The organism is Chitinophaga sp. Ak27, from assembly GCF_012726295.1.
GTDB lineage: Bacteria > Bacteroidota > Bacteroidia > Chitinophagales > Chitinophagaceae > Chitinophaga.
This window is the reverse complement of sequence record NZ_JABAOB010000009.1, coordinates 89038-111678: the sequence shown is the minus strand read 5'-3', so window position 1 is coordinate 111678 and position 22641 is coordinate 89038. Positions and strand designations below refer to the sequence as shown.

The window sequence follows — 22641 nt, the reverse complement described above, 5'->3', positions numbered from 1 at the left end:
ATTTACCATGTTTGTACTTAATTATTAGTTACCGCCTGTCCTGAGTGCATTCATAGTGCGCTGATCCAGCACTGTATTGTTACGTCTGTCCAATGCGCCGCCGGTATCCCAATAGAAGGGCTTCGCACCGCTGGCAATTGCCCGTTTGGTAACGTAAGTAAGCCAGTAGTCTACCGCATCATTATGCGTAGCCAGGTCTTTAGGTACATACCTGCTGTTACCGCGCCGATAAGTGCCGTATTCGCCCAATATTACAGGGATCTGTTTATCGATAAATTTCGTTTTTACCAGGCTGAAGGATTTATCTACGTCACTTTCTTCGCCCCAGGTAGCGTTCCGGTCAGGCTCGATCGTAGAATGATGGCCGGCGCCCCAGTAATAAAACATTTTACCCCACGAGGCATCGCCATCCATCAGTATACAAAACTGGGCGGGAGAATAATAATGTACTTCTACCATCATACGGTCTTTCACCGCATCGGTAGGAAGTGTATTCATCCAATCATTACTTTTTTCAATATTTGTTGAGGGCCCCTGTACTACCAGCACCCGGTAACTGTTACGGCCGCCGGTGGAGCGGACTGCGCTAACGAAGGTTTGATGATAGCCGGCCAGTACGTCCATCTGCTCCTGGTTTTCCACTGCCGGTTCGTTGGCGCTGGCAAACATCAGGTGCTCATCAAAATCACGCATTTTGGTGGCTATTTGTTCCCAGAATGCCTTTTGCTTTGCATTCACAGAATCCTGTTTGGCTTTGGTAATATTGTTCTCCAGCCAGCCGCCATCCCAGTGTATATTGAGCAACACATACATATCGTTATTCACGCAATACTGCACCACCTGTTTTACGCGGTTGAGCCATTCATCCTGGATTTTGGCAGTAGCTTTATCTGAATAGTGGTCCCATGAGCAAGGCAGGCGGATGGCGTTAAATCCCTGTTGTTTTACAGCCTGGATATAACTTTCCGTAATCAAAGGATTTCCCCAGGCAGTTTCTCCGCCAATGGCTTCTAAAGTATTTCCAATATTCCAGCCCAGTTTAAATTTTGCCGCCAGCTGCACGGCATTGCTTCCCATGCCACTGGCATCGGCTGGCGCCGGTGATGTGTTATAGCCGGGATATAAGCTGCTGGCCTGTTTTATATTAACCCTGCGCACCTGGCTGTTTCCAGCATTGATCACCAGTACCGCTGACCGGCTTGCACCGGTAGCATTAGCTGTAGTGGTGACCATCACAGCCGCCTGGCCGCTATTGCCGGTTGCCTGGCTTACCTGTATCCAGTCCGACGCAGGATTACTAATATTCCAATCTACGTTACTGGCAATAGATACGTTAGTAGTGCCTCCATCGGGCTGAAAAACAATTTCCGACGAGGAAACTGACAACTCAGGTGTAACAGCACTCTTTTTACTACAGCACGTAGCCGTGACGGCAAAAAAGAGTAAGCTCACCATCGCATACCTTCTGCTGATTTTCATATTCATATAATTGGTTAAAATTTTCTGATGCTATTTAATTTTCACTACCCTGATATTATCAATAGCCGCCTGTAAACCGGAAGCCGACGGTGAACCGGAAAAGTTCTTGGTCTGGATATTTACAGCACCGGTAGCTGTAGCGCCCAGTAAAGTAGTCAGGCTCCCGGCTGCTGTGCCTTTACCATCATTGGTTCTAAACATCGATAAAGGAATTGTTACCGTACGCCAGCCTTTTGTTGTAAATGGAGTAACCGTACCGTCAGCTCCCTGCCATGGCTCATACCGAGCCAGGTAATCAAATGAAAAACCTTTTACTACATAAATAGATGTACCGGACCAGGCGGTACGAACATTGATCTCAAACTTAATGGCATAATCATCCACTGCAACGCTCAAACTATCGGTAGGCACCCACTTTACATCGTTGGTATTGATACTGCGACCAGCACCCCACCAGGTACCATCGCCTGCCGGCAATACATCATTTTTCAATACGGCATAATAGCCCCTGTTTCCCGGGTATGCGGTGCTGCTGTTATCGGTACTGGTGCCCCAGCTAAAAGTATTGACGTTATCAAAATTGCAGAGCACACCTGTTTTATCGTCATTCACGTTGTAGGGAGTAGTGGCAGTTCCTGATTTGGTGGTAACTACTACTGGTCCGGCCTGGCTAAGCGCCGGCAATATAAATCCGACAGACGTACCATCGCTGGACTCTGCAAAGTGAGTAATTGCAGTGCCGGCGAAGGTGAGTTGCTTTATAAAAAACAGATTGAGGCCGGAAATATACACAGAATCACCTTCGTTCGCATTTTCGTTGGAAATTGCCGTGATGGATGGCGGCGGTGCAGCAATGCTGAAGGAGAACGTAGTGGCTCCCTGCCGGGTAATGTAGCGGATCGTGTTCAGACTTTCCGCAGGTACCGATGGGAATGGTATCACTGCAGGAACCAGCACCGTAGCACTGGTATCGGAAAAGAGCACACTGTTGATAGAAGCTGGTACGCCATTAAAAGATATCTGTACGGCATCCTTTAAGTTATGCCCGATCAGTACTACCCGCTGGCCGGTAGTGATCGTGTTGACAAGGGTATCTGCGGGAGATGCTGCGTAGTTTCTAACGCTTGTTATTTCCGGTGCTCCGGCCGTTACATCCTTCTTACAGGCGGATGGCATACCCATAAAAATCATTGCAAGTATGTAAAGCGCCCAGCTTTTATATATATGGTGGAATGTTACTTTATTCACGGTATAATAATTTTTGGTTTTTTAATAATATGATACCGGAGGTTCCTGCAGTTTCGGATTAGCAGTCACCTCAGAAGAAGGTATAGGGAAAGTAAAGCTCTGGATAGTGGGCGGCGTAATCACTCCATATGGACTGGCAGGTGTTAAAACCCCGCCTGAAATTGTAAAGGTTACCCGTGTTTCACCCTTTAACATGTTGATCGCCTTTGCCGGATTATAGTAAGACAATCTCACGAGGTCTGTCCAATATTGGCCCTCTGCTGCCAGTTCAATTCTTCTTTCAAGTAACACGCTGTCGGCATCTATTTTTGGAGCCGGAAGCATTCCTGCCCTGGTGCGAACTTTGTTAAAATATAAAAGCGCGTCTCCGTCACTTGTGGAAGCATTGTTACCCAGTATGGCTTCCGCATACAAGAGATAAACATCTGCCAGCCTTAGCAATGCGTTATGCTCTGTAGAAGTTGTTTGCGTCATGGTAGGCGCATTATTATCTTTGTTGGTGCCGATAATATGTTTTTTCAATGCACACGATCCGGTAAATTTAAATCCGCCACCGGCGGCATTCAGCTCCGGGTAATAGTCGCCGTTGATCATAAAAGTAGCTTTACGCCTGATGGAGTCCCCTGTAGCGTATAACTTGTACATATCTACCGTTGGCCCTATGCCAAACCAGCCAGCCGACCCGTTGGCAGATATTTCTGCACTGGTGGAATAGATCTGCAGCATATTACCTTCCAGCCAGGAGCCACCTGGCGCCCATTGTAAGGCAAACAAAGACTCAGGATTATCATTAAACTGGGTTTTAAAAAGATCGGCATAATTAGCAGACAATGCCAGTCCACTGTTCTTACATACATTTCCTGCATATTTTGCCGCACTATCCAGGAACTGCTGATTCCTGGAACCTTGCCGGTTCAATCCGGCAGCGGTTAAATAAACTTTCGCCAGCATGCCTTGTGCAGACCAGGTGGTAACTCTCCCCGCCACATCAGCTGCGGGAAGGTGTCCGGCCGCAAATGTCAGATCGTTGATCGCAAATTTGTATACGTCTTCCGTCTTTACCCGGTTAACCAGCGGAGATATAATCAACTTGCTGTTATCTTCAATAATCGGAACAGCGCCCCATTGCACCGCGAGATTATAATAGGCAAACCCGCGTATAAACCGGGCTTCCGCTATAGCTGCATCTTTGTTTTTAGCTGGGATGGAGTCAGGCGCTTTTTGCTGAATGGCATTAATGGTAACGTTACAATGCGCGATGACTTTATACATCGACTTCCAGTTGGAAATCATAATCCCATTGAGGCCGGTAACGGTAAAAGTATTCAACTGCACCGCATCTCCCCAGTAGCCCACCGCCATATTTCCACTCAGCACATCACCTACCGGTAAATAACAATTATAGTTCCAGTCGGCCCAGGGTGTGCCTGCGTACAATGCCGCTGTTGCCAGCCTTAAATCGCCGGTACTTTGATAGAAATTATCAGCACTTATTTGTGACAACGGCGGACGATCCAGGAAACTTTTGGAACATCCCGTCATCACTATTATTATGAACAGGAATGCAATTATTTTATCCAATATTGATCTCATAACAATTGATATTAACAGATGAATATTTTATTTGGTCAGTTTAATGTTAGCGCCAATGGTAAATACCCTGGGCTGTGGATAATAGCCATTATCTACACCGGCACTCAGCGGGTCCCATGACCCAATTTCAGGATCCATTCCCTTGTAGTTAGTAATAATGAAAGCATTGGAAACATTGACGTAAACCCGCAGGTACTTAATGCTGACCTTTGAAATCAGGCTTTCGGGGAGGGTATATCCCAAAGAAATATTCTTACATCTCAGAAAAGTTCCATCTTCCACGAACTTATCAGAGTTCCGGTTATTATCATTGGTATTATCGTTCCTGATACCCACAATCCTGGTATCGGGATTCGTCACCTTTATATTATCAATATCCGTGGCGCTTCCGTTTGGATCAATCAAAGTAAGTTTTGCATAGTTCGTCAGCGCCTTCATGTATCCATAACTGGTACCCGGATACTCGCCATTTATACGCATTTGATTATATACTTTGTTGCCCACGTTGGCAGCGAAAAAAATATTCAGGTCAAAATTTTTATATGAAAAGGTGTTGTTGAAACCAAGCTGGTATTTAGGTATGGGGGAGCCGAGAAAAGTTTGATCATGTTCATCGATCACGCCATCGCCATTAAAATCTTTGAATTTCAGATCGCCATACCAGATACTACCGCCGGCAGCGCCGACTGGCAATGGCACCCCATTTTTTGTAGGTAATGCATGTGTCTTAAAATCCTCTCTCGTTGCAAATACACCTCCATCAATTACATACCCGTAAAACTCGCCAATAGACCTGCCTACAACGGTTTTGCTATACGTCCTATCCAGCGAAGCGCCATCCGTATTAAGCTTCAACACTTCGTTAATGTTACGCGAAACGGTCAGGTCTGTTTTCCAGGTGAAATTTTTTCTTTTAATATTGGTAGAACTGATTCTAAAGTCGAAGCCCTTGTTGTTAACAGTACCTACATTGACATAGGGGGCATCCAGCGCTCCCGGCGCATAGCCAATAGACGTTCCGGAATACAGCGGCAGAGGAATTTGCAGCACTAATCCATCTGTTCTACGATTGTAAAAATCCACGGAGAAATTGATCCTCCAGTTAAAAAGTGTACCATCCAGTCCTATATTCGCATATTTTGTTTTTTCCCATTGTACAAATGGATTACCCACATTCTGCGTCAATTGTGCGATACCCGTCAGCCCGGTCGCTACAGTAGCCAATGTTGATGTATAAGCGTAATCGCGGATATTCTGGTTGTTCGTTAAACCATATCCTAGTCGCAGTTTCAACTCGTTGACTTCTTTCACCTGCTTCAGGAACTCTTCATTATTTAACTTCCAGGCAAAGGCGCCTGAGTAGGTAGTTACCCAGCGGTTATTGGCCGCAAACTTGGAGGAACCATCTGCGCGGACGTTGGCGGTAAACAAGTACTTATCATCGAGGCCAAAGTTGATACGGCCAAAGTAGGATTCCTGGGCACTTTGTCCCTTGCTGCCAGCGTTGGTGGCTGTGGTAGGATCTCCACTGCTGATAACCTGCACATTGTTGGAAGGAAAATTACTCCTGCCGGCAGAGGAGCTTTCATTCGTGCTCAGTTGTGCTTCATGTCCCAGCAATACATTTACATTGTATTTATTTTTAAACAAATGCGCATAGGTCAGAAAATTTCTGAGGGTAGTAAATGAGTTTTGGGAAGAATTATAAGAGGCGCTGTTAAGCGTATTTTTTACAAGCCCAAAGGTATAAGAGGGATTAAAGCGGTCTTCCGTAGCCATCGAAAAGCTCCCGGTTACTTCATTCCGAAGGGTCAGGTCTTTAGTAAATGCAATTTCTGCATATAAATTACCAAAAAGCTGGTTTCTTTTTACCTCATCTTTATTAATCAGAGCGATAGCATAAGGGTTTACGGTGCTGTTTACCCATCCATTAGGGTTATAGGCGCCGCCCCAGCTGCCATCCTCATTTTTCACCGCTATATCGGGTGTTTGGCTTAATGCCGTGTTAATGACGCTAGAGCCGGTAGAATTTACGTTTTCCTTAATATTCACCAATTGCAGGCTGGTACCTATCTTCAGCCAATTGGTTGTTTTATTGTCAAGATTCAATCTTAATGACATTCTGCGAAAGTCGGACCCCAGGGCAATACCTTCCTGGTTAAAATACGAACCGGACAGCAGGTATTGTGTTCTGGGATCACCCCCGCTAATGGTGAGCGTATGATTAGACATGGGGGCATTTCTAAAAAGTTCTTTCTGCCAGTCGGTGCCATCGCCGAGGTACTTGGGATTGGCAAATTCCGGACGGGTATCAAATCCCCAGCCTAACCCGGTGTTCCTGTCATTTATAAAACTGGCATACTCTCTTAAATTCATCAGGGGCAACCTTTTGGGTATTTGCTGGTAGCCGGTGTACATGTCGTAGGTAATGCTGGGTGGCGCCACCTGTCCCCGCTTGGTGGTTATTACCACTACGCCATTGGTAGCCTGGGAACCATAAATAGCTGTTGCAGAGGCATCTTTTAATACATCGATAGATTCAATTTCAGAAGGATTGATACCGGCCAGTGGATTCACACCGGCGCCTAATGCCGCCGTGCCGCCAATAATAATCCCGTCGATAACGTACATAGGCGAGCTTCCTCCAAAGGAAGACAAGCCACGGATTTGAACAGACACCGCTCCACCGGGCTGACCAGATATTTGCTGGGCTACCAGGCCGGGCACCTTTCCCTGCAGGGCCTGGTCAAAGGTAACAGGTTGTGTTTTTCGGATTTCATCCCCCGAAACAGATGATATGGCGCCGGTTACATCAGGGCGTCTTACTTTACCATAGCCAATCACCACGACGTCTCCCAGCTGAGAGATATTTTCAGTCAGTGCTACGTCGATAGCTGCGCTTTTATTTATAACTACTTCTTTTTTCTGATAGCCGACTATGGTAATTACCAGGGTATTTCCTGTGGAAGCATCAATGGCGAATTTTCCGGCTTCATCGGTAATAGCAAAGCGATTCGTATTTTTTAAGGTAACAGTTGCCCCGGGGATAGCAGCGGCGGTACCTTTATTAATAACCCTACCGGTTACCTTTATTGTTTGTGCAAAGAGGGATGTGCTGGAAAGGAATCCCAAAAGGATACCCAATAGCGGTAGTATTCGCGCGCGAATCATTTTGGTTGACTTCATTTTAAAATTTTTACATAAGTGGACGATTATCTCCGGCAGAGGGAGAAGACATTTCATTAGGTCAGCACATTTGTGACAGAACCAGCTATTAAAATGGGAATGCTTTCAGGCAGTAAATTCATTATCCATTTATTAAATATGACCTGGTACTTTAAAGTAGATGAGTTTGAGGTGAACGAAATAGTAAAGCCATCATAACAGTAAAAGGGAGACTGGGCCCTGTCCTGGAATAACCTTCCAGCACCTCCCTAAAGCGAGTATGGGCTGGCGTGTAAAGTGGTGGTAATTGTAGTTTCATATACGTGGATTGATGTTGTAAAGCTATAGTGATGGCGGCTCAATCACGGGACCGGATTGATTCAACTATGGGCGTTAAATGTTACAATTGGTCGCACGCCGGGTACATCGCTGTATGACGATGGCACTTCTCTTGGTGACGGCATTATAGAAATAATGCGGGCTGTAAAAATCTGGAAAGCCGGTAGCTCCTTATTTGCATTCATCCAACATCGACAATTTCTCCCGAACCGGCTTTCCTGATTATATTATTAGAATGGATGATTTAAATGGCGAAGGGTAACGCAGCTATGCTACCACCCTGCATTTTGTTTCAATACATTGTTAGACAACGTAATTTGTGTATTGGGTATTTGTACCAGGCCTTTGGTTTCCACCACTTTGGATGCAAGAATGGTTTTAGTAGTATTTACACCGCCATTTTGAACCGTTGTTGATTCCGCAATGGCCGCAGCAGCCACGTTTATTCCCTGGCGAAGCAAATCCCAGTAACGGATTCCTTCAGCAGCAAATTCCAGTCTCCTTTCATTCATAATATTTGCCTGGTTTACCGGGATCTGAACAAAAGCGGCGCCCAATGCTCTCTTGCGAACATCATCAAAGTACTTTTGTGCGTTCCCCGCGCCTAATTCGGCTGCCATTAGTAATACATCGGCATAACGGATAGACACATAATCCTGGAACTGGCTGATCATAAAGCTGGCCCCTCCCATCTTTTCTGCCAAACTTCTTCCTGCCTCATCTGCCATGGGTGTATACTTTTTAATTGTGTAGCCCGTATACTCTCTCTGGTCTTTTATATTCTGGAAATTGAGCTTTTCATCGCTGAAAGAAATGATGGAAGCACTTCTGCGGCTATCGTTCGCGTCAAAGGCATTCCAGAGCTTTGGATTTACCGTGGCGCCCCCCCAGCCCATTCCATAAGGATAAATGCTCTGAATACGAATACCATACATTACCATCCAGTTATTGCCATCTACGTTTCCGTTCCAGTCGCTGGTATAGGTATATTTGATAGCAAATACGGTTTCTTTATTATCCTCGCCTACATAGTTATTCAGCGAAGCAGCCGGCCATAAGTTGGCAAATTTGTCGACCAAGCCAAATCCACCGTTCGTAATAACATCCTCCAGGTAAGCAAGGGCCTGCGCTTTCGATACCGCTCCTACCAGGTCTGGTTTGTTGTAATAACCGGTGTAGTACAGGAATACGCGGCCCAGCAAGGCTTCAGCAGCCCATTTGGTTACGCGTCCATGGGTGGAAGCAGGCTGGCTGGTATAACTGGTAGCCGCCAGGTTAGCAGCGGCAAATTTCAGGTCATCGGTAATCAGCTTATAAACATCATCGGCACTGGCCTGTGGCACATTATCCGTGGTAGGCTTTGTAATCAACGGAACATTACCCCATAACCTCACCATATCAAAGTAGCAATAGGCACGGATAAATCTTGTTTCCGCTTCATAAGTATTACGCAAACCCGGATCCCCGCCCCAATTCACACCGTCCAGGTGCGACAACAACATATTAGCACGGTAGATGGCCTTATAATAAAGGCTCCACGAATCACCAAACAAGTCCTGGTCTGAAGGAGAACGGAGCTTATCAAATTCATCCATCATCTGAAAACCAAAGCCGTCGGCGTTACCGGTAGCACCAAATGCTTCGTCAGACATGATGGTAGACGCCACCGGGAAAGCGATTCCCCCAGACCAAACCCGTTGTAATCCATCATAAACACCTACCTGGGCTTTCCAGGCATCATTGGGTGTTTTATAAAAATTCTGTTCTGTAGCGGCGGTTACATCTTCTGTATCCAGGAAGTTTTTTTTACAGGCTGCTAATGACAACAAGGCTGTAACAAGTATATAAGATTTTAAATTTTTCATCGCCAATTCATTTTAAATTAAAAACGGAAGTTTGCGCCTACCATAAAAGTTCTGGGCCGTGGATAATAACCTACATCCACACCGGATGAAAAGCCTTCATTATACCCCACTTCAGCGTCCATACCTTTATATTTTGTAAGGATGAAAGCATTTTGAACAGATGCATACACTCTCACTTTACCCAGGTAGCTTTTCTTCGCTAACCTGGAAAAGTCATAGCCTAACGTGATATTGTTGATGCGAAGGAATTTCCCATCATAAACATACAGGTCGGAAAACTGTGCCCAGTTAACACCATCTTCCGTTACTCTCGGAATTCTATTGGATGTTCCCGCACCATGCCAGCGACCGAGGATTTCAGTGGAGTAATTAGCAAAACCACCCGGGCTTCTCCAGGACTGAACCAATTGATTACCTGTTACACCTGATGCCTGTACGGAGAAATCAAAACCTTTCCAGCCGAGGGTGATGTTAAAACCGAATGTAAAATCAGGATTGGGATCTCCAATTTTTGTTTTGTCGTTGGCATCAATAACACCGTCACCATTTAAGTCAACATAGCGAACATCGCCAGGTTTGGCATTAGGCTGAATAGGCGCTCCTGTTTTACCTTTGTAAGCCTGTACTTCATCTTCTGTCTGGAAAAGACCAGCAGTTTTATAACCCCAGAAGTAACCAACAGGTTCTCCGTTGGCAGCACGATAAAACTCTCCCGCATTGGCATACAGCGAATTGGTGCTACCATGGATCACATGATCGTTGGTAGGTATATTTCCTATTCTGTTTCTGTTATAAGCGCCATTTATACCAATACTGTAATTAAAGTCTTTACCAATACTGTTGCTATAGCTAAGGCCCAGTTCAACGCCGGTATTTTTCACATCACCACCATTAATAAGCGGGGCATCAGCGCCGGCAGTAGCCAGGATGGGAACTCTGATTAACCAGTCTTTTGTTTTTTTAATGTAGTAGTCAAAAGTTACATTCAGGCGCTGTAACACTGTAGCGTCAAAGCCGATATTGGTTTGTTCTGAGGTTTCCCATTTTACATTCGGGTTGGCAATGCGACTTGGATAAGCTCCCTGCGTGTTTACCCCTTCAACAGGTCCGAATATATAACCTGCATTGGCGAAACTGATAGGAGATAAAAACTGGTAAGCATCAACATTCTGATTACCCACCTGTCCCCAGCTACCACGTATTTTGAGGAAATCAAGCCATTGAACACCCTGCATAAAGTTTTCCCTGCTGGCTACCCATCCTGCAGACACAGAAGGGAAATAACCCCAGCGCTTATCCGGCGCAAACTTCGATGATCCATCTCCCCTGAAGGTGAGATTCAATAAATACTTTTCCTGGAAATCATATTGAAGCCTTCCGAAAAAAGACAACAACGCGCTGGCAGAGGGACCGCCACCAACACTCATATAAGGTGCACCCCTGTTCACATTCTGGGCAACAGATAAATAAGCGTGCTGCATATCGGCAATACGCAGGTCCCAGTTACTACCGTTCATCGCCACCGTTTGTTGCTTCAGCGAAGAACTACCCACCATGACACTGAAATGATGATCTGCATGCACATTAAAATCATAACTGAGTAAATTATCAAACTGGATAGTGCGTCCATTTCCCATAGACTGGGTTACCTTGGCGGTATCATTAAACGAATAAATAGACAGGTGATACACCGGCGTATAGCCATGGCTTTGGTTTGAATAATAATTCAAACCGAGGCTTGACCGGAACTTAAGCCCTTTAATGGGTTCTACCTGTATGTACACATCCCCGAATAACCCCTGGCTACTGTTCCGGTTCCTCGTGGTATAATCCATAACGGCATAAGGATTGGCTTCTCCATTATTCCAGGACTGGTCGGGCTTTCCCGGATACCAGCCTTTCCTGTCGCTGCTGAAGTAATTACCAGCAGAGTCATACATAGGCAGAAAAGGACTAACACCAAAAGCACTGCGTAATGTATTGTTGTATTGTCCATCTACCAGAATACCATGATTGTTCTGATAATTGAACGTAAGGTGTTCTCCTATCTTAACTATATTATCATATAAATTATGCTCAGAGTTTATTCTGAAATTATAACGGTCGAAATAAGAAATATCAGAGCCACCAACAATACCCCCCTGGCTGGTGTATCCCAGAGACATAGAATAAATGGAGTTAGCTCCACCACCCTGTATCCCCAGCACATAGTTTTGGGTCGGCACATTGCTTTTAAACATCTGGTCCATCCAGTTGGTATTTACCGGCAGGTTGTTGACTACATCGTTGCTGAAGTAAGGCGACTTACCGGAGTTGGTTGCCGCTTCATTAATGATAGTGGCGTATTCTTTTGCATTCAGCAATTTTGCTTTACGCGCCACATTCTGAACACCATAGAAAGCATCCAGCGTTACCTGCGGCTTCTGATTTACTTTTCCGGTTCTGGTGGTTACCAGTATAACGCCATTCGCTGCCTGAGAACCATAAATGGCGGCAGAAGCAGCATCTTTCAGGATATCTATAGATGCAATATCCGCGGGGTTCAGGTAAGAAATATCGCTGGTTTGAACACCATCCACAATATATAAAGGCGCAAAATTACCTACAGTACCCTTACCACGGATAATCACATTCATACCAGCTCCGGGCTGTCCGGAGTAAGTAGTAATTTGCACACCCGGCGCTTGTCCCTGCAATCCCTGCAGTGCCGTAGTGGTATTCTGTTTCTGAATATCGGCACCTTTCACCTGTACGTTGGCGCCGGTTACCAGTTTTTTCTTCTGTACACCATAACCAATCACCACTACATTTTCCAATTGACTTTCTGCATCCTGTAATTGAATTTTCAACTCATGAGAAGTTACCTTCACTTCTTTAGGGACAAAACCAACTGAAGAAATAATCAGTACATCTCCAATGGATGCTGTGATGGTAAACTTTCCTGTTGCATCAGCAATCGTAGAAGTTTGGGTTCCCTTTACCGCTACTGATGCGGCCGCAACCGGCTGGGAAGTAATTTGACTGGTGATTGTTCCACTCACCTTTGTATTTTGTGCGTAGGCGTTTCTGCCGAGAGTAAAAATTAAAATACCCCAGAGCAGCAATACTCGCAAGTGAACAATTTTGGCTGAGTTCATACGTGTGAATTTAAATTGGCTATTTTTTTACAGTTATAATTTTCCCTTCATAAACCACTTCTTTATCAGATGGTCTATCTAAATCCAGGCCTTTGTTAGTGTTACCTGGTGTGATTATATTGATACGAAATGTTCTTTTCTTCAACATGTTATTAAATGAACCTTTCCGGTCCCCAATGGTAACGGTGGCGGTTCGTTCATCATATTTTATCGGGATAACAGCAAAGGCGCCTTTCTCGTAATTGTAATTGGTACCTTCATCTTCATACAGGTTAAAAGAAGCATCTGCACCGGTATAAATATTTAACGTGATCGTGTCGGGTTGCTTTTCTGTAGTGTATTGCAGGTTCGGGCCAAAAGGCAGTATAGATCCTGCTTTTACAAATAAAGGCATGCGTTCGTAAGGTGCAGCCGCTATCATTTTCTGGCCACCCTTATACCACTTACCGGTGTAGAGATCATACCATCCTGCTGACTTAGGTAAATACAGCGTACGTTGGGTTTGTTTGTATTCGCAAACAGGATTTACCAATAGCGCCGGACCGAACATATATTGATCGGGAATATTTAATACGGCAGTATCTTTTGGAAAATCCATGGCCAGGCCACGCATGATGGTATAGTCATCATAGTACGCCGCTCCCGCCAATGAATAGATATAGGGAAGCAACTGATAACGCAGCTTATCATAATACAAAAAGCTTTTATAAGCGGGATGATCTTCGGGAGCCGTATTAAATACCTCCCGGTAAGGAAATTGTCCATGTGAACGGAACAAAGGAACAAATGCGCCAAACTGCGACCAGCGGGTCATCAGCTCTCTCCACTCTTCCAGGCTTTCGCTGTCCGGCTTTTCAAATTTCTCAGGTACTACAAAACCACCTATATCCATCGTCCAATAGGGAAGCCCGGACATAGAGAAATTAACGCCGGCAGCTATTTGCGCTTTCATGTCAACCCAGGTAGATCCGATATCGCCACTCCATATAGCCGCAGCATAACGTTGTGAACCTGCAAAGCCAGAGCGGGTGAGCAAGAATACCCTTTTATCTGGATCTGTGGAACGCTGTCCTTCGTAAATTCCTTTTGCATTTTGCAGTGGGTAAGCATTCAGGTATTCGGCCGCACTCCCTAAAGCAGTGGGCGTCATCTGCAACTTTCTTTTTTCAGGGCTTACATTAGAAAGGATATCGGGTTCACTAGCGTCCATCCACCAGGCGTCGATTCCTTTACTGTAAATTTTCTTATTGATCAGGTCCCAAAATCCTTTCCGGGCAGATTTATTGAAAGCATCGTAAAAAGTAGAAATATATCCCTTCCCTATCCAATCTCTTTGTTGATCCGCGATGTTTCTTTTATAAAGCCAGCCGTTCTTATCAAATTCTTTATAGGCGGTTATCCCGTCATAAAATTTAGGCCACACAGAGATCATAATCTGCGTGTTGTATTTTTTATGCAACATAGCAATCATGCTATCGGGGGATGGGAAACGTTTCTCGTCAAATTCCTGGCTGCCCCATTCCGCTTCTTTCCAATAACTCCAGTCGAGTACAATGTTATCAATAGGAATTTTTCTCTTCCGAAATTCGTCAACCGTAGCTACTATCTCCTCCTGTGTTTTGTATCTTTCCCGGCTTTGCCAGAAACCCAGTGCCCACTTGGGTACAATAGGCGCTTTCCCCGTGAGCGTTCTATAGCCGGAGATGACCTCATCCATGTTATCACCGTACACAAAATAATAGTCCACTTGTTTACCGGCTTCAGAGCTAAATCCAAAACTATTTTGCTGGTCGCTATTTAATGGCTCCTGCCACTTTAAAGAAAGATAGGACTCGCCCCCTTCAGGTATCCATTCAATTTTTACCTGTACCTTTACCCCCTTTTCAAAATCGCATGGAATTAATGCAGACGCCGGGTTCCATGCTTTTCTCCAGCGGTCCAGCACTAATTTTCCGTTCAACCATAATTTCAGTGAGCCGCCATAAACAAACTTAAACTGATGGATACCTGCCAGGTTACTGGAAAGCATACCTTCCCAGGTGACCATGCCGGTGGCAGGTGTAAACTCCCGTGGTAGCCGGATTTTTGATTCCCCCAGGAACTCCATATTAATATTGGTTTCCGCTTTTTCTGTACTTACCTCCTGCGGCTTATGCAAATCGTTGACATAGGAGGCGGTTAGCCATCCTGGCTCCCCTTTTTTTGAAAAAAGCTGCAGGGAAGAAAGAGGATGAAGGGGCCTGATATCGCCGGCCCTGGTCAGGGAATAATTATCCCACAGGATGCCGTAGTTCTTATTGGATATCAAAAAAGGAATGGCCACTTCTGTATTATTCTGGAAGAAGGTAACCTGTTGCCCCCGGTAGTTGATAATACCATCCTGGTGCTGGCCAAGCCCGTACCAGGCATCGCCTTCGGCAGACTCAAATGACTGCGTCAGTGTATAATATCGTTTGCCGTCAAATACGGCAGGCTGAAAATTCCGTCCAAGGGGTTGCTTTTCTGCCAGTATCTTTTTGCCGTTTAGGTCTGTGAAAGTAACGGCGCCGGTTTGGCGGTTGACGGTGGCGATTAACTTTTTTGTTTTAAGTACCAGGTTCTCCTTAGAAGGAATGATGTCCCAGGCAAGGTCTGGCCTTTTCTGATAAACAGTGACCAGGCTGTTTCCAGGTACTATTTCTTTACCTGGAGCAGCAATTACTCTTATAATATTATCTGCTATTACTTCCAGTTTAACAGCATGTGGAGAACCTGTAAGCAGGGAGTCTGTAAAGAGCAACAGACCATCAGGTAGTGTGATATAGGCAGGCGGCTTCGCCAGCAAGTCATTTATCGAGCCCAAAGTTAGCAGGCAACACAGCAATAATCGCAATTTCATATACGTGGATTAGATGCTGTAAAACTATTGCTCTGCGGCCAGTAGCCGGGGACTGAAATGATTCAACAAGGGGTGGCGAATGTTACAAATACGGAAATATCAAGGTCCGCAGGCTGCCTGCCACCTACTCAAGCGTTTTATTTTTAAGACTCGCGGCATATTCTGACGGCGTCACCCTGAACTCTTCCTTGAAAAGTTTGCTGAATACTTTCGGGTTATTAAATCCTACCTGGTACGCCACTTCCGCAATAGACATTCCACTATTATTTAATAATTGAGCAGCTCTCTTCAAACGAATAGAACGGATAAAATCTAAAGGCGACTTGCCGGTGAGGGAATTTATCTTTCTGTATAGCGTCACCCGGCTCATGAACAGCTTCCTGCTGAATTCATCCACAGAAAAGTCAGGGTTATCCATTTGGTTTTCAATTATTTCCAGTGCCTGTTTCAGAAATTTTTCATCTACGGGCGTTATAGTTACTTCCTCCGGGTTGACGGTTATCTGCTTCTGGAATCTCTTTTTCAAAAGTTGTTGTTGTACCAGGAGATTATTAATACGGGAGGCGAGAATCTCAAAAGTGAAGGGTTTTGTGATATAGTCATTGGCGCCCGCTTTCAGTCCCTCCAGTTGTTTTTCTTCACTGCCCATGGCGGTAAGCAAAATGACGGGGATATGTGCCGTCAGCATTTCTGATTTGATTTTTCCCGCCAACGCTACGCCATCCATTATGGGCATCATCACATCGCTTACCACCAGGTCGGGATTTAACCGTTTTATTTTCTCCCAGCCCTCACTTCCATTAGTAGCCTCCTCCACGTGATACTGATCCTTCAGGTTATCCTTTAAATAAAAGCGCAAGTCTTCATTGTCTTCTACTATCATGATTGTTTTCTTCTTATTTCCCTTTTTCTCCTCTTCTATCATTATTTGCTCTCCTTCCTCCGCAGGCGCCACTGGAGCTATGGGCTGTGGCGACACATACATCCTCCTTGCGGGAAGCAGCACGGTAAAACAAGTGCCCTGATTCGGCTCACTTTCCACGGTAATAGTGCCATTATGTAGTTTTACGAACTCTTTTGTAATGGCCAACCCTATGCCCGTTCCCTGGTTCACCATACTTTCCGGCACCTCTGTCTGGAAAAACCGTTCGAAAATCTTTTCATGCTGTTGCGCCGGAATACCAATACCGGAATCTTTAATGCTGATGGCAAACGTTCCCTCTGTATCATTGGCGGCAGGCATATTATATGTCAGGTTAACACTCACCTTTCCATGGTCATAGGTATATTTAAAAGCATTGGAGAGCAGGTTAAATAAGATCTTCTCTATTTTATCCTTATCAAAATAAATCTCGAGGCAGTCAATATCAGACGCGAAGGAGAATTGAATCTTCTTCTTTTCCGCAATATCAGTGAAAGACAGGCTGGTTTCCCTGCAAAAACTGACAATGTCTCCGACGGCGGGGTGTAATCTTACTTCCTGCACTTCCATTTTCCTGAAATCCAACAGCTGGTTTACCAGGTTCAACAGCCGCTTTGCATTCCGTTGCACCAGGTTCAATTGTTCCACCTGCTCCTGGTCAGTAGCATATTTAATGATCTTATCCAACGGCGCAATAATAAGGCTTAATGGCGTGCGGAACTCATGGCTTACATTGGTAAAGAATTTTGTTTTTAACTGCTCCAGTGCATGCGCCCTTTCTGCCTCCCTACGTTGCTGTTTGACTTCAAAACGCATATGAATCCTTTCTAACGTAATGCGCCGGATAAGCAAAAAGAGACCTCCCGCAATCAGCAAATATATAAACCAGGCGATAGGCGTTCGCCAGAATGGCGGTTGAATATTGACCTGTAAGGTTTTTACTTCGCTCCATGCCCCTGTTCTGTCCAGTACTTTTACTTTGAAAGTGTAATGCCCCGGACTGAGATTGGTATACGTAGCTCTTCGTTGGTCATCGCCCGTATATAGCCAGTCGGTATTAAATCCTTCCAGCATGTAGGCGTACTTATCATTGCGGTTATGCGAAAAATCGAGGGAGGCAAAGTCGATGGAGAAAACATTTTCTTTATACTTCAGATTAATACTTTGCAACTGTGATAAAGCACGTTCCAACAGTACCCGGTTGTTGACCTGTTCACCGGGTTCTATATTTCTATCCAGTATCTGAAAACCGGTAAAAGCAACCTTTGAGCGTCCAACAGGTTGCTTGATAGCAGTTGGATTAATAATATTAAACCCCGATGGCCCTCCAAAAATCAATTCTCCCGACCGTGTTCTCAGCGCTGCATTATCATTGAACTCCCGGTCCTGCAGGTTGTTGGTGACATCATAATTAATAACAGAAAAAGTAATATGGCTATTATTTTGCCTGGGAATTGCATTACATAAGCCGCTGGGCGTAGAAATCCAGAAAGTTTGATGAGCGTCTTCCAGGATATCCAATATCATATTGTCTGGCAGACCATCCGATGTGGTGAAAGTCTGAAATTCCCCTGTTTGCTTGTTAAACAGGTTAAGTCCTTCCCTCGTTCCCACCCAAATCCGTCCTTTGGTGTCTTCCAACAGGCAAAAAATGCCATCATCGCTTAAGCTGTTTTTTTTGCCGGTGTGCTGGTAGGTAGTAACCGATTTATCCTTTTCAAAGACAGTAATGCCGCCACTGCTACCAATCCACAAGTCGCCTTTTTTGTCCTGTATGATAGTGGTAATATAATTGGCTCCTCCACTGCTTTTATAATGCATAAACCGGTTTGCGGTTCTGTCAAAGCGATCCAGGCCACCGCCTAAAGTGCCTATCCACAGCTGCTGTTCCCTGTCCTCAAATATTTCCCATACGGTGTCATCTGCCAAACTGGAAGAATCATTAGCCTGATGCCGGTAGTGGGTAAATTTCCTGCCGTCAAAACTGTTGAGCCCCCCGAGATAAGTGCCTACCCAAAGTATATTTCCCCGGTCGACCCACAGGCTCACAATCACGTTGTTACTCAGGCTATTGTTGTTATTAGGGTCGTGCAGGTATTGTTTGAAAGAATTATTCTTCCTATCAAAATAAATCAGCCCCCCTCCATTGGTACCTATCCAGATATTACCCAAACGGTCTTCAACAAACCGGTTTACATCATCAAACTGCAAACTCTTTGGGTCTGATTCGCGGTGATGATAATAGGGAAACTGGATAATACCGCTATTGTAATAGTTTATACCTTGTTTGTAAGTTCCCAGCCAGATAATGCCCTGGTTGTCTTTATAAATTGTTGTGATGCTGTTTTGGCTGATACTCTTGGGATCATTAGGGTTATTCAACAGGTAACTAGTGCTGAAATGGCGCTTTTTATCAATCAGGGTAATGCCTCCATGGTCGGTGCCTACCCAGATCAGACCATTATCGTCTTGGGCAACCTGGCTTACCAATTCCGAATTCAGCTTGGCGGGAAAAGAATTTCTACCTATAAGGAGGAAGTTGCTATCCCCCGCATGCAAAAAAAAGAGCCCGTTATTATAAGCCCAGCACCATACATCTCCATCGCTATCAATAAAAATGTTAAAAGATTGTTCGCCTTTATGCAGTTGCTGTAAAGCTGTACTGGAAAAAACAGCTTTCCCCGATTTTATATCATATTCCTGTAAGAATCCGGACTGGTATACCAGCCATATTTTTCCGTCTGTTGTTTCTTTAACAGCAGTAATCTTTTCAGCAGGAAGGCTAGTCCCCGGCGGATTAAATGGTTTTACACTTTTATCATTGGCTGAATATAAGTATAGTCCTTTGTCCACGTAAAGGAACCAATACCGGCCATCCTTTCCTTTTACTATATTGGAAATTGATCCTGCCGGCAAACCCAGAGAAGATAAATACCTGTCCTGATCGCCATCAAATTTTTCTGTATCCGCATTATAAATACAGGCTCCCCCCATGGTCGACACCCACATTTTCCGGCCAGGCAACTCATAAAGGCTAATGACGTTATTACCTTTCAGAGAAGTACTGTCGTTATGATCTTTACGAAATATTTTGCAGGAATAACCATCATAACGATTGAGTCCATAGGTAGTTCCAAACCACATAAAACCATCCTGGTCTTTTAATATTGCTTTTACTTCGTTGTGAGACAGTCCATTATAGGTATTAAGCTTTGAAAAATTAAAACGTATACTTTGTGATGAAGCGATAAGGGATGACAGCAATAAGACAAGCCCCAAAAGGTAACGCATTGCAGTAGGTTTTAGGTATAAATAAATTCGCCCGCCCAGGCATTCATGCACTTCTTGCTGGCATTGCTTTCCATTCCTGGTCGCTGGAAAGATACTTTTCCCGGGTACTGTAACATTCCATACCCTAATCCGACCTGTTTCATACCCTTTTGTATGAGTCAGACTAAATAACTTTATCATATTATTCCACGTAGTCAACTTTCCTCGTTATGAAAACATCTATACTGCTGCCCGGCTTACAGGCTATCTGTTTTGCGCGCCTAACTCAAAAGGCTTGCCGTCTCGGCTTCTATTTAAGTGTCAATATAACACATAAACTTTATTACAACAAATCACGCGAAAGTCAGAGATCCTTCAAACATTCATACAACACCCGTCCCCCTGGGCAAATATCACTTTCCTCACTCAAACAAGCGACCATTCCAGCATAAAAATATGGTTAATCTCCTTTTTCAACCTATCTAAAACAACTACACATGAAACACCATTTATCCTTGTCAGCGCTGTTAAAACGCAGCTGCAGATGGCTGCTTGCAGCAACCTGTATTTCTTTATCTGTTCCCGCATGGTGCCAATTACCTACTGCGCAACAAGTTGCCAGCCAGATGAAAGTGGGCTGGAACCTTGGCAACACGCTGGAAGCTATTTGCGGCGAAAATGCCTGGGGCAATCCCAATGCCAGCCAGGCGCTTATCAATGCCGTAAAAGCAGCCGGCTTCAATACAGTGCGGATCCCCTGCGCCTGGGATTGCCATACCAACAACGGCGTAATCGATGCCACCTGGATAGCCCGTGTAAAAACTGTGGTAGACTATTGCATCAGCAATAATATGTATGTAATTATCAACATTCACTGGGATGGAGGCTGGCTGGAGAACAATTGTACTCCCTCCGCACAAAATGCCGTAAACGCCAAACAACAAAATTACTGGACGCAGATCGCCAATTATTTTAAAAACTATAATGAACGATTACTTTTTGCCAGCGCCAATGAACCGGCGGTCAGCGACGCAACGGGGATGTCGGTATTATTATCCTATCACCAGACTTTTATCAATGCAGTTCGTGCCACCGGTGGAAATAATAGCTCCCGCAGCCTTATTATACAAGGACCGTCAACAAACATTGACAATACCTATAACCTGATGAATACGATGCCTACCGACCAGATTTCCAACCGCTTAATGGTGGAAGTCCACTATTATGCACCCTGGCAATTTTGCGGTTTGACAGCAGACGCCTCCTGGGGCACCATGTTTTACTACTGGGGGAATGGCTACCATTCTACCACACAAACAGACCGCAATAGCACCTGGGGAGAAGAGAGCGAGGTGGAACGCGCATTAGGATTAATGAAGACAAAATTTGTAGATAATGGCATTCCTGTCATTATTGGTGAATTTGGCGCCATTAAAAGAACTAATCCCTCAGATCTTTCCCTACACCTGGCTTCCAGGGAGTACTTTAATAAGTACGTTACCAGCTCTGCCAAAAACAAGGGTATGATCCCCGTATATTGGGATAATGGCGCAGCCGACTTTGGCCTGTTTAACCGCAGTACAGCAGCTACCAGCGACGAGGGTGTCATCAACGCCATCATGCAAGGCGCCGGTGGTGCTTCCTCCGGCTATATCACACTGGCGAATCGCGCCACCGGCCTACTGATGGATGGAATGGGCACCACAATCAACGGATCTAACTGTTCGCAATGGAGCAATAGCGGAAGCTATAACCAGCAATGGGCTTTGGAAACCACCGGAAGTTATGTGAAGCTAAAAAACCGCGCCACAGGACTTTATCTAGATGGAATGGGCAGAACCTCCAACGGATCAATTGCCGGACAGTGGACCACCAGCAGCAGTAACAACCAGCAATGGACCATGGAAAGCGCAGGCGGCTTTGTGAAATTTAAGAACAGGGCCACCGGTTTATACCTCGATGGACTTGGCCAAACTGCCAACGGAGCCGACTTAGGACAATGGAGCACCAGTTCCAGTTACAATCAGCAGTGGACCTCTTCTGCAACGGCCAATGCCCGAACCGCGGCACCATCTGCATTTGTTAACAATTCCACTATTGACAAACAAACATCGCAGGTGGTGATATATCCCAATCCCTCCTCTTCAAACTTCAACCTGGTACCTGACAATAATGAAAATATTACGCTTGTCGAGATATTCGATATATCAGGTAAATTAGTTGAATCCATAAAACCTGCCACAACTAAAAACCGGCTGGCATTTGGCGGATCACTCCAGCCCAATACCTATATCGTTAAGGTGACAGGAAGTAAGGGAATAACATCATTCAAGATTATCAAACAATAGCATATTGACTCAATAACGGCAATAACCACTGTAATGATTATTGCCGTTATTGATGTTACAATTGAAAAATCTGTTCCATCAATATCCATTTCTCCCCTTCTTTTGCCCAGGGCAATGGTTGCTGGAACTTCCACATTAATTGCTCCCACTCCTGCACTTTAGGATTTGCTGCATCAGATGCCGCCTTTGCAACCTCATTATATAGCTCATTCGTTTCCATGATCATCATCAGGCGGTTACCGGTTCTGTAAATCTCCATTTCTACAATTCCTGCGTCAAGGATACTTCTTCTTACTTCCGGCCACCCGTTTTCTGCTTTGTGCCAATATTCATATTCTTCAATTAGCCTTGGATCATCTTTCAGATCAAGCGCTAAACAGTGTCTTTTCATCATATC

The 22641-nt window shown here is 44.8% G+C and carries 11 protein-coding genes; 1 reads left to right on the top strand and 10 read right to left on the bottom strand.

Features of this window, described 5'->3' with window-relative positions; translation table 11 throughout:
• Positions 1-24: 24 nt before the first annotated feature.
• From HGH90_RS25805 to HGH90_RS32020, 9 genes are all read right to left on the bottom strand, one after another.
• On the bottom strand, positions 25-1485 hold the full coding sequence (locus tag HGH90_RS25805) for a cellulase family glycosylhydrolase (RefSeq protein ID WP_211092881.1): 1461 nt from the start codon (positions 1483-1485) through the stop codon (positions 25-27).
• 24 nt (positions 1486-1509) lie between these two features.
• A complete protein-coding gene (locus HGH90_RS25800; protein WP_169192209.1) occupies positions 1510-2727 on the bottom strand; it encodes a glycan-binding surface protein in 1218 nt (405 codons plus the stop codon).
• 21 nt (positions 2728-2748) lie between these two features.
• Entirely contained in the window at positions 2749-4320 is a 1572-nt protein-coding gene (locus tag HGH90_RS25795; RefSeq protein ID WP_169192208.1) for a RagB/SusD family nutrient uptake outer membrane protein, read from the bottom strand.
• A 27-nt stretch (positions 4321-4347) separates the two neighbouring features.
• Positions 4348-7506: a SusC/RagA family TonB-linked outer membrane protein gene (locus HGH90_RS25790; RefSeq protein WP_211172682.1), complete on the bottom strand. Its 3159-nt coding sequence runs from the start codon at positions 7504-7506 to the stop codon at positions 4348-4350.
• Between the two features lie 590 nt (positions 7507-8096).
• Entirely contained in the window at positions 8097-9689 is a 1593-nt protein-coding gene (locus HGH90_RS25785) for a RagB/SusD family nutrient uptake outer membrane protein (RefSeq protein WP_168762636.1), read from the bottom strand.
• A 17-nt stretch (positions 9690-9706) separates the two neighbouring features.
• Positions 9707-12826 (bottom strand): SusC/RagA family TonB-linked outer membrane protein, encoded by a 3120-nt coding sequence (locus HGH90_RS25780; protein ID WP_169192207.1) that lies wholly within the window; start codon positions 12824-12826, stop codon positions 9707-9709.
• Positions 12827-12845: 19 nt separating this feature from the next.
• A complete protein-coding gene (locus tag HGH90_RS25775) occupies positions 12846-15704 on the bottom strand; it encodes a TIM-barrel domain-containing protein (RefSeq protein WP_168762634.1) in 2859 nt (952 codons plus the stop codon).
• A 124-nt stretch (positions 15705-15828) separates the two neighbouring features.
• Complete coding sequence (locus HGH90_RS25770) at positions 15829-19917, bottom strand: hybrid sensor histidine kinase/response regulator transcription factor (RefSeq protein ID WP_169192206.1); 4089 nt, start codon at positions 19915-19917, stop codon at positions 15829-15831.
• Between the two features lie 11 nt (positions 19918-19928).
• Positions 19929-20060: a hypothetical protein gene (locus tag HGH90_RS32020; protein WP_262888607.1), complete on the bottom strand. Its 132-nt coding sequence runs from the start codon at positions 20058-20060 to the stop codon at positions 19929-19931.
• A 333-nt stretch (positions 20061-20393) separates the two neighbouring features.
• On the opposite strand from HGH90_RS32020, the gene HGH90_RS25765 reads away from it, so the two are divergent.
• Positions 20394-22244, top strand: coding sequence for a cellulase family glycosylhydrolase (locus HGH90_RS25765; RefSeq protein ID WP_169192205.1), 1851 nt, complete (start codon positions 20394-20396; stop codon positions 22242-22244).
• Between the two features lie 55 nt (positions 22245-22299).
• Here HGH90_RS25765 and HGH90_RS25760 read toward each other — a convergent pair whose 3' ends face one another.
• Positions 22300-22638 (bottom strand): L-rhamnose mutarotase, encoded by a 339-nt coding sequence (locus HGH90_RS25760; protein WP_247679808.1) that lies wholly within the window; start codon positions 22636-22638, stop codon positions 22300-22302.
• Positions 22639-22641 lie beyond the last annotated feature (3 nt).